This is a genomic window from Neorhizobium huautlense (assembly GCF_002968575.1).
Taxonomy (GTDB): Bacteria; Pseudomonadota; Alphaproteobacteria; order Rhizobiales; family Rhizobiaceae; genus Neorhizobium; species Neorhizobium huautlense.
This window is the reverse complement of sequence record NZ_PVBM01000004.1, coordinates 210,723-224,268: the sequence shown is the minus strand read 5'-3', so window position 1 is coordinate 224,268 and position 13,546 is coordinate 210,723. Positions and strand designations below refer to the sequence as shown.

Annotated in this window: 12 protein-coding genes; 5 read left to right on the top strand and 7 right to left on the bottom strand. The window is 60.6% G+C overall.

Going from position 1 to position 13,546, the window contains the following annotated elements:
- Positions 1-7 precede the first annotated feature (7 nt).
- A complete protein-coding gene (locus C5L12_RS06700) occupies positions 8-1,171 on the top strand; it encodes a CapA family protein (protein ID WP_105371239.1) in 1,164 nt (387 codons plus the stop codon).
- Here C5L12_RS06700 and C5L12_RS06695 read toward each other — a convergent pair.
- From C5L12_RS06695 to C5L12_RS06665, 7 genes are all read right to left on the bottom strand, one after another.
- Positions 1,161-1,937, bottom strand: a complete 777-nt coding sequence (locus C5L12_RS06695) for a FadR/GntR family transcriptional regulator (RefSeq protein ID WP_170109061.1) — start codon at positions 1,935-1,937, stop codon at positions 1,161-1,163. The genes C5L12_RS06700 and C5L12_RS06695 overlap by 11 nt on opposite strands.
- A gap of 9 nt (positions 1,938-1,946) precedes the next feature.
- The gene (locus C5L12_RS06690) at positions 1,947-3,017 is read right to left on the bottom strand and encodes a four-carbon acid sugar kinase family protein (protein WP_105371238.1); all 1,071 of its coding nucleotides are present in this window, start codon (positions 3,015-3,017) and stop codon (positions 1,947-1,949) included.
- Positions 3,017-4,006 (bottom strand): ABC transporter ATP-binding protein, encoded by a 990-nt coding sequence (locus tag C5L12_RS06685; RefSeq protein ID WP_105371327.1) that lies wholly within the window; start codon positions 4,004-4,006, stop codon positions 3,017-3,019. Before C5L12_RS06685 ends, C5L12_RS06690 begins: the two co-directional genes overlap by 1 nt.
- On the bottom strand, positions 4,006-5,013 hold the full coding sequence (locus C5L12_RS06680) for an ABC transporter ATP-binding protein (protein WP_105371237.1): 1,008 nt from the start codon (positions 5,011-5,013) through the stop codon (positions 4,006-4,008). The genes C5L12_RS06685 and C5L12_RS06680 overlap by 1 nt, the downstream gene beginning before the upstream one ends.
- The gene (locus tag C5L12_RS06675; RefSeq protein ID WP_105371236.1) at positions 5,010-5,969 is read right to left on the bottom strand and encodes an ABC transporter permease; all 960 of its coding nucleotides are present in this window, start codon (positions 5,967-5,969) and stop codon (positions 5,010-5,012) included. Before C5L12_RS06675 ends, C5L12_RS06680 begins: the two co-directional genes overlap by 4 nt.
- Positions 5,970-5,971: 2 nt before the next feature.
- Complete coding sequence (locus C5L12_RS06670) at positions 5,972-6,928, bottom strand: ABC transporter permease (protein ID WP_105371235.1); 957 nt, start codon at positions 6,926-6,928, stop codon at positions 5,972-5,974.
- A gap of 200 nt (positions 6,929-7,128) precedes the next feature.
- Positions 7,129-8,778, bottom strand: coding sequence for an ABC transporter substrate-binding protein (locus tag C5L12_RS06665; protein WP_105371234.1), 1,650 nt, complete (start codon positions 8,776-8,778; stop codon positions 7,129-7,131).
- Between the two features lie 272 nt (positions 8,779-9,050).
- Here C5L12_RS06665 and C5L12_RS06660 point away from each other — a divergent pair, with 272 nt between their 5' ends.
- The 4 genes from C5L12_RS06660 (at position 9,051) to pdxA (ending at position 13,479) form a co-directional block, all read left to right on the top strand.
- The gene (locus C5L12_RS06660) at positions 9,051-9,959 is read left to right on the top strand and encodes a dihydrodipicolinate synthase family protein (RefSeq protein WP_105371233.1); all 909 of its coding nucleotides are present in this window, start codon (positions 9,051-9,053) and stop codon (positions 9,957-9,959) included.
- A 14-nt stretch (positions 9,960-9,973) separates the two neighbouring features.
- The gene (locus C5L12_RS06655; protein ID WP_105371326.1) at positions 9,974-11,167 is read left to right on the top strand and encodes a sialidase family protein; all 1,194 of its coding nucleotides are present in this window, start codon (positions 9,974-9,976) and stop codon (positions 11,165-11,167) included.
- 178 nt (positions 11,168-11,345) lie between these two features.
- A complete protein-coding gene (locus C5L12_RS06650; protein WP_105371232.1) occupies positions 11,346-12,479 on the top strand; it encodes an iron-containing alcohol dehydrogenase in 1,134 nt (377 codons plus the stop codon).
- Positions 12,480-12,507: 28 nt separating this feature from the next.
- The gene (gene pdxA / locus C5L12_RS06645) at positions 12,508-13,479 is read left to right on the top strand and encodes a 4-hydroxythreonine-4-phosphate dehydrogenase PdxA (RefSeq protein ID WP_105371231.1); all 972 of its coding nucleotides are present in this window, start codon (positions 12,508-12,510) and stop codon (positions 13,477-13,479) included.
- The last annotated feature ends 67 nt before the right edge of the window (positions 13,480-13,546 follow it).

The following is a 13,546-nucleotide window of genomic DNA, read 5'->3' as shown; positions in this document are numbered from 1 at the left end:
GCGGAACATGCTTTCCGTCGGTGTCACGGGCCAGATCCTCATCCATGGTCCGCTCGATCTCTCAGGTCGAGGACAGGCTGAGGTGCGGGACTTTCTCAAGACGGATGTCGCCTTCGGAAATCTGGAAGCGACGGTTGAGGCGATGGGCGCTTGGCCGACGAAAACGAAGACGCTGCATCTGGCCTCTCCCGCGGCGTTGAGTTCGCTGCGCAGCCTCGGTTTCCATGCGGTGACGCATGCCAACAACCATGCCTTCGATCTTGGCCCGCCCGGAATCCTTGCGACGCGCTCGGCTGCAAATGCTGCCGGCTTGCGGCTTGCCGGGAGCGGTGCGAATATCGATGAGGCAGCAGCGCCAGTGGTAGTCGGCGATCCGGATCGGTCGCTGGCGGTCTTTTCCGTCGACCTCGGGCCGCAGCCGGACATCAATTACGCCTCCGCCGACCGTGCCGGCATCGCACCGCTGCGGGTCAGGCGGTCGGTGACGATGCCACTGGCCGACTTTGCGGTGCTAGCACGGATTGTGACGGCGCTTGGCGACGATGCACGCGAGGCTGCCCGCGCCTCTGTCGGTTACCGTTCCGGGCTTTGCGAAGGGGTAGAAGTCTTTGGCACGCCGGTCACCGCGGGTGATGAGATCACGGCTGTCTGGGCGGCGGACGAGGGAGACATGCAACGCCTTATAGCTGGCATGGCAATCGCCAAATCCAACGGCTGCTGCATTGCCGTGGCAATTCATGGCCACCACTGGGATGCGGCCTGGTCCCAAACCCCGCCCTGGCTGCTCGACCTTTTTCGCGGCCTGATTGATGAGGGGGCGGATCTGATCCTCGGTACGGGCGCACCGGTCATGCAGCCCATACACTTTCATCGTGGCCGCGCCATCATTCCGGGGCTCGGTAACTTCGTATTTCACACCCGGCGAGCGGAGAGCTATCGGCAAAGGGGTGTTGATGTATGGCGCAGCGCGGCAATCCGGCTGGAGCTTTCTGCCAACGGTGAATGCCAGCGGCTGGAAATCCTGCCGATTGCGGTCGGCCGCCCCGCGGATGACGGGTTAGCGAGAGCGCCCGAACCTCTCGAAGGTGCGGAAGCCCAGGAGATTGCGAATATTGCTTGTCGAGAGATTTCTCCCGCCGACTATCATCGGATAAAGCCTCTCAAGGCTTGAGCGACAGATCCAGAACACGGCCTTCGAACAGGCGGTCACGTGAACCTTCCAGGTGCTTTCGCATGAGGTCACGCGCGTCCTCGGCGCGACCCTCGCTGACGGCCTGAAAGATTTCCTGATGTTCCTCGTAAACCTGCTGCAGGCCAGGGCGTGCGCCCATCAAAGAAAGACCGTGCAGATGCATGCCGACAGCGATATGTGCCTTCAACGCCTCCATCGAGGCGGTATAGAAATGATTGTTCGTGGCCTGTGTAACTGCCCTGTGGAAGTTGAAGTCCGCCTCCACTCTGTGCAGCTGGTGGCTTGTCGCCTCCCGCAATTCGGCAAGTGCTTCGGCAATCCTGTCGATTGCTGCTTTGTCTCGCCGCTGCGCCGCAAAATAGGCGGCGGCCGGCTCGATGGTCAGGCGAAATTCATAACACCGTTGGATATCGGCGATCGATTTGACCGGGGAGTAGGCGAGCTGGGCTGTGTTGGACGCCTGGGCGCTGACGAAGGTGCCCGCCCCCTGACGCGAATAGATCATCCCCTGGTCGCGTAACCGGCTCAACGCATCGCGCACGACAGGTCTCGACACTCCGAGCAACGCGGCAAGTTCATGTTCGCCGGGAAGCCTGGAGTCCGGCGCATAGTTTCCGGTGCGGATACGATCGAGGAGCTGGTCGACGACCCGATCCACAAGTTTGACCGACCGGGCCCGGTCCGGTTTCCCCTGTGCCACTGGCCGCGCCTGTTTGCTCAATCCTTCAGCCAATCGATCTGCCATTTGGTCCCATCATAAGCTCCGCCTTGTTTCAGGTGGATTTGCAAGCGCTTTTATCAGAGTTTCCGGCGATCCGAACCCCCCCGATTTGACCGCCAATCGTATCGGCCGGCCGTCCTGCAGAACCAGTTCGCACCATGGAAAACCCGGCTCGATCTCACCTTTCGGCGACAGCACGCCAACGCCCAAAGCGCGCAAAAGCGCATGGGCCGTGTCGCCGCCGCCGGCTACGATTGTATCGGCCTTCGTTCGTTCGACGATGTTGCCGACCTGTCGGGCGAAACGGACGGCGACCGCAGCAGCGTCTTCGATGATCTCGCCGCAGCAGCGGATCAGAACCGGCAGAGCCACTTCAGGTGGTACAGAAAGAACGCCGCCCGGAGCGTCGAGCACCCCGTTCAGCCGCCCGCAGGCCTCCAGGGCCTTCATCTGCTCAATAGTGATGGGGTCGCGCGAGCCGATTGCAAACAGGGTGGCTGCGGTGGGGGAAAAAAGGCTGGTATCAGGACGGCTCCGGCAAAGCCTGCGCGCCAGAGCAAGGCCGAGGCCACGCGCTCCGACGAGTAGGGTCTTGCCGTCGAGTTGGGCGACGATCCGGTCGAGATCAGCGTCGGTTTCGGCATCGGCGATGTAGAGTTCCACGCCGGGACCGGTAAAGAGCGGCAGGATCGGCAATGGCGTCTCCACGCCACGACCGACGACCGAACCCCCGTGTGTAAACCGATGCTGATCGGGGACGGCGGGCGCTACGACGAGCTTGTCATAACCAAAGACATCGGCGATCGCCTCACTTTCAATGGCGACATGTCCTTTAAGGCGGGAATCGATCTTCTTGAAGACAAAGGAGGGGCTCGCCGCGGTGATCGTCTTAGCGGCTCGGCGCACGGTCTGCTCCGCCTGTGGAGCCGGCATGGCCCTTGATGCTGTATTGACGACCAGGACGTCCGGTGCGTCCTTAAGCGCTGTCGATATATTTTCCACGTCGACTGCCACGGAGACAGTCAATCCCGCTCCGATGAACGGCGTGCCGGTATCAAGCGCGCCCGTCAGATCATCGGCGATGATTGCGACTTCCAGGCCCATTATGCGGAACTCGGGTTGACGGCATGGCAGGCAACCAGATGGCCGGGACGGGCCGCCTTCCATTCCGGGACGATCTTGGTACAAACGTCTGCTGCGATCGGGCAGCGTGTATGAAACCGGCAGCCGGACGGAGGATCGAGAGGACTCGGAACGTCGCCTTCCAGGATCTGGCGCTTTCGATTGCGTTCCCTCAGCGGGTCAGCTTCCGGCACGGCCGACAACAGCGCTTTCGTGTAGGGATGAAGCGGCGTCTCGAAGAGCGCGTCGCGCGGCGCCAGTTCCGCCAGACGGCCGAGATACATGACCCCGACCCGGGTCGAGATATGACGCACGACCGCTAGATCATGGGCGATGAAAAGATAGGTGAGTCCGTACTTTTCCTGCAGGTCGAGCAGGAGGTTGATGATTTGCGCCTGGATCGAAACGTCCAACGCCGAGATCGCTTCGTCGCAGACGATGAATTTTGGCTGGCAGGCCAATGCTCTGGCAATCACGACGCGCTGTCGCTGGCCGCCGGAAAGCTCGTGCGGGTAACGCGAGGCGAAACGGGACGGCAGGCCGACATCCTGGAGAAGTGTGGCGATCTTGTCATCCAGTTCCGTCTTGGCCGCAAGTTTGTGAAAAAGCATCGGTTCGCCGATGGCTTCGCCGACAGTCATGCGTGGATTGAGCGTCGAATAGGGGTCCTGGAAAACGATCTGCAAATCGCGGCGGAAGGGCCGCATGCGCTTGTCATCGAGCAGGGTCAGGTCCTGACCTTTGTAGATCACCCGTCCCCCGCTGGCGCGATGCAGGTTCAAGATGGTGAAGCCAGTCGTTGATTTTCCGCAGCCGGACTCGCCGACGAGGCTCAGCGTTTCCCCTTGTTGGATGTCGAGGCTGACGTCATCGAGTGCGTGGACAGTCGCCGTCCTTTCGCCAAAGGCGCCGAGACGCACGTGAAAATGCTTTACGAGGTTTTCGACCTTGAGCAAGGGTTCGACATTCATCATGCGGCCTTCAGCGCTTTCTGGACGGCGAAGCAGGCGGCGCGATGGCTGCCCTCAGAGGAAATGGGTTCCAGTTTGGGCACATCTCTACGACAGATATCCATGGCGAGTGGACAGCGCGGCGCGAAAGGGCAGCCGGGAGGGCGGCGTCCCGGTTCAGGCGGTGTACCGCCGATCGAACTCAACCGCGCCGCCGGCGCGTCCGAAAGTGTCGGGATCGAGGCGAGCAGGCCGCGTGTATAGGGATGACTCGGATTGGCAAAAAGCGCGTCGACCGGCGCATCCTCAACCACGGTGCCGGCATAAAGCACCACAACGCGGTCGGCGAGGCCGGCGATCAGCGCAAGATCATGGGTAATCCAAACGACGGACATGCCGAGTTTGGAGCGAAGTTGCTTCACAAGATCGACGATCTGGGCCTGGATCGTCACGTCGAGCGCCGTTGTGGGCTCGTCGGCGATCAGCAGCTTTGGGTCGCAGGCCAGGCCGATCGCGATCATCACCCGCTGCCGCATGCCGCCGGAGAGTTCATGCGGATAGGCGTTCAGCCGTTCCTCAGGGCCCGGAATGCCGACGAGCCGCAGAAGCTCGACAGCCCTTTTGCGGGCATCCTGGCGAGACATGCCACGATGATAAAGGAGCGGTTCGCAGATCTGGTCGCCCACCCTCATGACTGGATTGAGGGATGTCATCGGATCCTGGAAGACGAAGCCGATTTCGCCGCCTCGCACCTTGCGCAGCGCCCGCGCCGACATCTTCTGCAGGTCTTGCCCATCGAAATCGGCAGAACCACTCGTCACTTTGATCTTGTTGGGGAGGAGCCGCATGAGGCTGAGCATGGTGAGGCTCTTGCCACAACCGGATTCGCCGACGACGCCGAGCGTCTCGCCTTTCGTGACATGAAGGTCGATTCCGTCCACTACCACGGCCGGACCGCGGCGGCCGTCGATTTCGACGGTCAAGCCCTTCACGTCGAGCAGCCTTTCCTTGGTGTCCTGAGCTGTCACTTCGTACCTCGCGGGTTGAGAGCATCGTTCAGGCCATCGCCGAGAAAGGAAAAGGCGACGGAGGCAAGGCCGAGCACGGCGGCGGGGGCGGCAAGCAGGTGAGGATGATGTTGCCAGACCCGCAGTCCGTCGGAGATCATGTTGCCCCAACTCGGCGTCGGCGGGTTTACACCGACGCCGAGGAAGGAAAAGGCGCTTTCCAGGACCATGGCGGTGCCGAGGCCGGCGCTGACCGAGACGATCAGCGGTCCGAGCGCATTCGGCACGACATAGCGCATCATGATGATGCGGTTCGACAGCCCGAGCGCCATGGCAGCAGTGATGTAGGGCCGGCTTCGGATCGACAGCACCTGGGCGCGGACGAGGCGCGCGTAAGGCGGCCAGGAGATCATCGCCATCGAGCCGAAAACGAGGAAGAAATCGATCCAGATCGTTTCCCGATAGAAGGGATTGAGCGTCGCCATGTATTGGGTTTCCATCCAACGTGCGATCGGCGTCTTCAGCGATGCGTTGATGACCACGACGAGCAGCAGGTTCGGCACCGACATGGTCATGTCCGTCAGCCACATGATGACACGGTCATAGGGGTCGCCGAAGAAACCGGCGACAGCGCCCAAGGTCGTGCCGATCAAAAGCGCGATTGCCGTGACAACGATGGCGACCAGGAAGGCAGTTCGGGTGCCATAGACGACACGGCTGAAGACATCGCGGCCGAGGTCGTCGGTGCCGAAAAGATGAGCGAGCGAAGGTGCCTGGTTGCGGGCCTGTAGGTCCTGGCTCAGGAAGTCATGGGGTGTGAGATAGGGACCGAAAATTGCCACGAAGGCCAGCAGCACGACAATGCCGAGGCCAAAGATCGCCAGCTTGTTGCGTTTCAGCCGGTGCCAGGCATCGCGCCAGAGGTTGACCGGCCGATCCTCCTCGCCGACGGCGGGATTGGTTTCAACGAGCGTCATCGTCAGCGGCTCCTTTTGGAATCGTTGGCGCGCGGGTCAAGCAGCGGATAGAGGATGTCGACCAGCAGGTTGGAGATCATCACCAGAAAGGATCCGATCAAGGTGACCGCCAGAATCACCGGATAGTCCGAATTGATCAGCGCCTGTACGGTGAGGCGTCCAAGACCGGGCAGGCCGAAAACGAGCTCCACGAAGATCGCCCCATTGACGATGGTGATCATGATAAGGCCGAGCTGGGTCACGACCGGCGTCAGCACCGGCCGAAGGATGTGGCGCAACGCCACCATCATCTCCGGCACGCCCTTGGCACGTGCGGTCCGCACGAAATCCTCCGACAGCACTTCGATGACTGCAGCGCGCGTTTGGCGGATGATGAGCGCGATCGGCTGGAAGGAGAGCACGAAAAGCGGCAGGAGGATGCGCATGTCAAACACGCCGCCCCAGCCATAAGGCACTTTCGCGCCCGGGAAGAGGACGATGAGGGCCACCATCAACAGCGGCCCTGCGACATAGGCAGGGATTGCCCACAGGAAGAGCGCAGATCCCAGAATGGCGTAATCGGTCCGGGTATTCTGGTTGAGCGCAGCAATCATGCCAAGCGGGATCGCGACGACTGCGGTCAGGACGATGGAACAGAGGGCAAGCTGGAAGGAGACCGGCGCGGCAGCCTTCACCAGCGCCCAGACCGAGCGGCCAGAGGTGAGGGAGTTGCCGAACTTTCCCTGCAGGAGGTTCCACACATAGTAGCCGAACTGCTCGATAAAGGGCTTGTTGAGGCCGGCGCTCTCGCGGATTGCCTCGATACGTTGAGGGTTATAGGCGACATCGCCCGGTGCGCGCAGGAAGATGAGTTTGATGGGATCGCCGGCACCATAAAAGGCGAGCGCATAGACCGCCAGCATGACCAGCAGGACCGATGGGATCCAGATTGCAAATCGTGTCGCAACGTAACGCAGCATCGCCGAGTTTCCCTTCCCGCATGGGCCGGTCGCCGGCAAAGGCTTCCTGACGCTTTCATGCCGTCTTTCCGCAGCCTCCAGATGTGTGCGGAACAAGTTTGAATTTCCGATTTGCCGCAGGAAAACGATGCGCCAACTGAATACTGCGCATCGCATTCCTGCCGGGTCGGGATCAGCCCTTCGGGCCTTTCCGGGTTGCCTCAGGCGATGGTTATTTCCCAGGGCCGTGCAACCTGCCAGTCAAGGTTTTTGTCGATACCCTTGACCTTTTTGGTGGCCCAGCGCGACATAGCTTGAGCATACCAGGGAATGAAGGCCCAGTCTTCGCGGAAAGCCTTCTGTGCCTCCTGCGCAAGCGCGATGCGCTTCGGATCGTCGGCCGCCTTGGTAGAAGCCTCGGCCAGTGCCGCATCGACCTTGGGATTCTTGTAGCCTCCAAGCTTGTTCTGCGCGTTGGAAGAGGTGGAGGCGATTGAACCCTGCAGGTAGGAGACGGCATCCGGAACACGGGTGCCGACATCGTCACGGAAGATCTGCACGGCATTCTGATCGGGGCCGGCATAGGCATCCTGCTGCGGCTTCATGTCGACGGCCGTGATGCCGAGGTTCTGGCGCCACTGTTCGGCTATGAATTGCGCCGCCGCCTCGATGGCCGGCCCGGAGACGCCGACAAAGAGGAGTTTCGGCAGGCGCTCGGGACCGCCATATTTCGATTCCGACAACAGCTTTTTGGCAGCGGCTGGATCGAATGGATAAGGTTCGAAACCGGAATTGTCCGCCCCCGGCACTGAATTGATCACCTGGTCCGTCTTCTTGTGAGGACCGTCGGGATACGACGCCTTGAACAGGCCATCGCGGTCGACAGCCATGATCAGCGCCTGGCGCACCTTCGGGTCGTCCATCGGCGCGCGGGACGTATTGAACCAGAAATGCTGGCTTGTCGGGATCAATGGACCGGCGGAAAATTCAGCCCCCAGATCCTGTACGATCGTTGAGGTAATGAGCTCGGTATGGGCGTTGAACTCCCCCGACTTGATCAGGGAGGTTGCGGTGATGTTGTCTTCGATGGAGGAGATCTCGATGCGCGCAAGCTTCGGCTTCGGTCCGAAGAAATGCTCATTGGGCTCAAAAGCAAGCTTGCCGGCGTCGAGATCGATTTCGACGAGTTTGAACGGTCCGGAATAGACGGCATCCTGGTCGGGCATGTACCAATCCTGGATCTCCTCGCCATCACTGCCGCGCGATTGCGACGCCTTGGTAATGGGCGCGATATGGTTTGCAACGCGCATGAAGAATATGGGGTCGGCTTCCGAAAGCGTCACGACGACTGTCCCGGCGTCGGGAGTGGCCACGCCGGAAAGCTCGGTGGCTTTGCCATTGCTGACTTCACCATAACCTGCGACCTTGCCCAACACCTGATCGGCCCGCTGGTTTTTGGTGTTCGGCATGGCCGAGACGTTCCAGGACCCTTTGACATCCTCAGATGTGATCTTGCTGCCGTCGGAGAAGGAGGCCTTCGGATCGATCTTGAAAGTCCAGACCTTACCGCCCTGAGACGGGGTCCAGCTTGTGAAGACATAGGGATGAATCCCGCCCTTCTCATCGAAATACATCGGCGATGCCCACCAGATGGAATTCCAGCGATAGGGAACGCCGCCGCCGCGCAGCGGAGACCAATCCTGGTTGAAAGCCGGATTTGCGACCTTGAGGATCTGCCCTTCCTGTGCGATCACAATACGGGCGCTGCCGGCGAACACCGATGCCGCGATTGTCGCCCCCAAACCAAGCTTCAATGCATCCCGCCGGGACACTTGCGCTGAATGTGCCGGACCCGCTGCTGCTTTCGTCATCCCTACCTCCCAATAGAATGCCCGGCCGCTCCTCCTGGCCGTTGATGACGTACACTCCCGCGATATTGTAAATATGTCAATATTTTTCTGATGATTTCGCCATCGAATTCGAAAATGCCATAAAAACTTCTTTATTTTCAAAACGTTGTTGGAAAACAAACGAAATCAAGGTGGTTTGTTTGTTGACAACTGCCAGGGTTTCGGGGGAGAAAACGGGAAAGACGCGGGCGTTGTCCCTGCTGGATACGCGGTTGCCGCGATGGGAGGAGAAGATGTTAAACAAGCAGGCCGTAAGAGGCGTGTTCTGTGCGGCCGCGACGCCCCTGAATGGCGATGGTTCACCGGACCTCGCGTTGTTCTCGAGCCATTGCAGGCAGCTGCTCTCCGAGGGCTGCCACGGCATAGCTCTGCTTGGTACGACGGGGGAGGCGAATTCCTTCTCCATTGCCGAACGTCGAGCAATCCTTGAGGCCGCCATTGCCGCTGGCATCGAACCGGGCAGATTGATGCCCGGCACCGGACTGGTTTGTCTGGCGGACACGGTCGAATTGACCCTGCATGCCCTATCCTGCGGCGTCAGTACGGTCGTCATGCTGCCTCCGTTTTATTACAAGGGCGTAAGCGACGATGGCTTGTTTGCGGCCTATGCGCAGATCATCGAGAAGATCGGCGACCCCAGGCTTCGCGTCATTCTTTACAATATCCCCCAGGTCTCGGGGGTGCCGCTCTCCCTGGCACTCTTGAAGCGCCTCGTTGAGGCTTTTCCGCAGGTGGTCGTAGGGATCAAGGATTCCTCCGGCGATCTGACCAACATGCAGGCAATTTCCGCCGCCCTCCCGGATTTTTCCGTCTTGGCTGGTGCCGATCCGCTCATGTTGCCACTGCTGAAATCCGGGGGAGCGGGGTGCATTACCGCCACTTCCAATCTGGTGGCCGGATCGTTACGGGTCGTTTACGACCAGTTCGCGGATATAGCCAAGACCGGGGAGGTCGAGGCTGCCCAGGCCCGCATCAATGCCTATCGGTCGCTTTCCAATTCCTATGTCCAGATTCCAACCATCAAGGCGATGGTCGGTTTGAAGCGAAACGAAAGCGCCTGGCGTCGCACTCGCGCCCCGTTGATGCCGTTGACCGATGCCGAGCTCTCCGAGCTTTCCGCCCATTATTCAAGACTTCCGTGAACCTTGGACGTGCCATGACCACGACAGCTCTCGACCCCGCAGAAGTCCCAGCCCTGATGACCGGAAGATTGGCCCCAAGCGATAGCGCCGCCGATCGTGCTGACGCATATCTGCCTTCCCCATGCGTTCAGAACCATGCCGCCAATTTGACCTTTCTTGCCGATGGGACGCTTACCTGTGTCTGGTTTGGCGGCACGATGGAAGGGATGGGCGATATTTCCGTTTACATGTCGACGCTCTTGCCCGGAGCAGCCGCATGGTCGAAACCCGAAAAACTGAGCGACGATCCCTTGCGGTCGGAGCAGAATCCCTTGCTGTTTCAATCCCCCGACGGGACGATATGGCTGCTTTATACGTCGCAGACATCCGGGAATCAGGATGGAGCAGTTGTCAAGAAACGCATATCCACGGATGGCGGACGCACGTTCTCCGCGCCCGACATTCTTTGTGGGATACCTGGTACATTCATACGCCAGCCACTCGTCGTAAACGGTGACGGCGCGTGGCTGTTGCCGGTCTTCCGTTGCCTGAGCGGGTCGGGGCGCCGGTGGACCGGCGATATCGATAGGGCCGCGGTGCTGGTTTCCAAGGATCGCGGTAGTAGTTGGGATATGGTGGAAGTGCCCGGAAGCCTCGGCGCAGTCCATATGAACATCGTGCCGTTGAGCGGCGGCGACATGGTGGCCTTTTATAGAAACCGCTTCGCCACGCAGGTATTGCGGAGCCATTCAGACGACGGTGGGCTCACCTGGAGCGCTCCGGAACCGACAGAGCTTCCCAACAACAATTCGTCCATACAGGCCGCAAGACTGAAAGATGGAAGAATTGCAATGGTTTACAATCACAGCAATGCCCAAACATCGGATGCGCGCCGCCATTCGCTTTATGACGAGATCGAAGGTGCTGAAGATGCGGGGGCGATCCCGGCAACCGCCGTTGCAAATCGCAAAGGCGCAGTCTGGGGCGTGCCGCGTGCGCCCCTGAGCCTGGCGATATCGAGCGACGGCGGCAGGACGTTTGCGGTGCGCTTCGACCTCGACACGGGGGACGGCCACTGTCTGAGCAACAATTCGACGGACATGCTGAACCGCGAGTTCTCCTATCCTTCCATCGTTGAGGGCCCCGATGGTGCTCTTCATATCGCCTACACCTATTTCCGCCGCGCAATCAAATACGTTCGCCTGGAGCCATCGTTCTTCATGGAATGACGAGTTAGGAGGCGGACCATCGGCAGTCGGCGTGTGCTGAGGTCGCGTTTTGGTGCCGTTTTGAAGGGACGCTTCGCCAAAAATCTCATTACTGCTTGTCAAGTTTACGCGACACGGATAACAACTTTACATATATTGGCGGAAGTAATTCGTTGCGCCGCCGGAGGAGGGTAAGCCGATGAGCATGTTGAGCACGCCGATCTCGATGATCCGACCGCCCGTGATCGAATTCGGGATCGGGACGGCGGAGCGTCTTGGCGCTTGGGCCGGTGCGCGGGGGTGCAGGCGTATCCTTGTCGTTTCGGACGCTTTCAACGCGCCGCGTATCGCTTTGCTTGGCCTCCCGGGTAAGGTGAGTGTATTCGGCGAGGTTCGTGCCGAGCCAGATACCGGCGATCTTGAGCGCGTGCTGGCTGCGGCAGATGCGGCGGAAGCTGATCTTATCATCGGTTTCGGCGGTGGAAGCGCCATGGATCTGGCCAAACTCGCCGCCGCGCTAGCCGGTTCGGGGCAAAAGCTGTCAGATGTGGTTGGTGCCGGGAAGATTGCGGCGCCAGGAAGGGCGGCTTTGGCGCAGGTGCCGACGACCGCCGGCACCGGAAGCGAGGCGGGCATTCGGGCCCTCGTTACCGACCCAACTACGAAGAGCAAGCTGGCGGTCGAGAGCATCCATATGCTGGCGGATATCGCCGTCATCGACCCGGCGCTGACATTCACGGTCCCGCCGGCGATTACCGCCGCGACAGGTGTCGACGCCATGGCGCATTGCGTCGAGGCTTTTACGAACAGAAAGTCGCATCCCGCGGTCGATCTTTATGCGATCGAGGGCGTGCGTCTGGTCGGCCGTTATCTTGCCCGCGCGGTCGCCGACGGCCAGGATGCCGAAGCGCGCGCCGGGCTGGCGCTTGCCTCGCTTTACGGAGGATACTGCCTCGGGCCGGTCAATACTGCCGCGGGCCATGCGCTTGCCTATCCGCTTGGAACGCGCTGGCATATGGCCCATGGCGCAGCCAATGCGCTGATTTTCCCGCATGTTCTCGCCTTCAATACGCCGGCCGTCCCGGAAAAGACCGCAGCCGTGCTCGAGGCTCTTGGACTTTCCCAATCCGGCACGGTGGGCTCCGTCTACGAGGCGGCACATGCTTTCTGCGCTTCGCTCGACATCGAGATGAAGCTTTCGAAGGTCGGCGTGCCGCAGGCGGATCTGGGCGCCATGGCTGACGATGCCTTTGCTATTCGTCGCCTGCTCGACAACAATCCCCGTGAGATGTCGCGCGCCGATATATTGGCGATCTACGAGGCGGCCTATTGAACGGCACGAAAGGGAAAGGCACCCCAAAATGAGCAAGGACACGCGTATCGCGATCACGCTGGGCGACCCGGCAGGCGTCGGGCCGGAGGTGATCGTCAAGGCTCTCAATACCTTGCCGGAGGCGGAGCGGAAAAATTTCACCGTCGTCGGTTCCGAGGAAGCCTTGCGGCGGGCAAACGGTGCTTGCGGCACTTCGCTGTTGTTTTCGCCAACGCCGAAGGACGGCGCGATTCTTGTGGACGAAGTGCCGATAGAGGGCAGGCTGCCGCAGATCGGCAAGGTGGATGCTGCTGCCGGCGACGCTTCAGTCCGCTACATCCGCCGGGCAGTCGAATTGGCGCTGTCAGGCGCCGTCGACTGCATCGTGACGGCTCCGATCAACAAGGAGGCGATGAACCTCGCCGGCCATCACTACGATGGCCATACCGGGCTGCTGGCGCACCTTACCGGATCGAAGAGCTCGTTCATGCTGCTCGCCTCCGAACGCCTCAACACCATTCATGTCTCCACCCACATTTCCTTGCGTGGCGCGATCGAGCGCGCCAAGACCGAACGCGTTCTAGCGACGATCATGGCCGGCCATCAGCATTTCCTGCGCATCGGCAAGGCGCCGCGTATCGCAGTTGCAGGCCTCAACCCGCATTGCGGGGAAAACGGACTTTTCGGTACCGAAGACACCGAGTTCCTGGCCCCAGCCGTCGAGCAGGCCCGTGCAAAGGGCATTGACGTGGTGGGACCCATCTCGGCCGATACGGTCTTTGCGCGTGCCTATAACGGTGCCTTTGATCTTGTTGTCGCTCAGTATCACGACCAGGGCCACATACCGATCAAGCTGGTCGCTTTCGACAGCGCGGTGAACGTTTCGCTCGGCCTTCCGATCGATCGCGTCTCCGTCGATCACGGCACCGCCTTCGACATCGCCGGAACCGGAAAGGCGAACCACGTCAACATGCTGTCGGCGATTTCCTATGCTCGGCTGATCGCCGGAGCCCATGCCTGACGGCACTCTGCAGCCTCGCTGGGCGACAATCTGAAATGTGAGCCTTGCGATCGAAGGGATTTCGGCC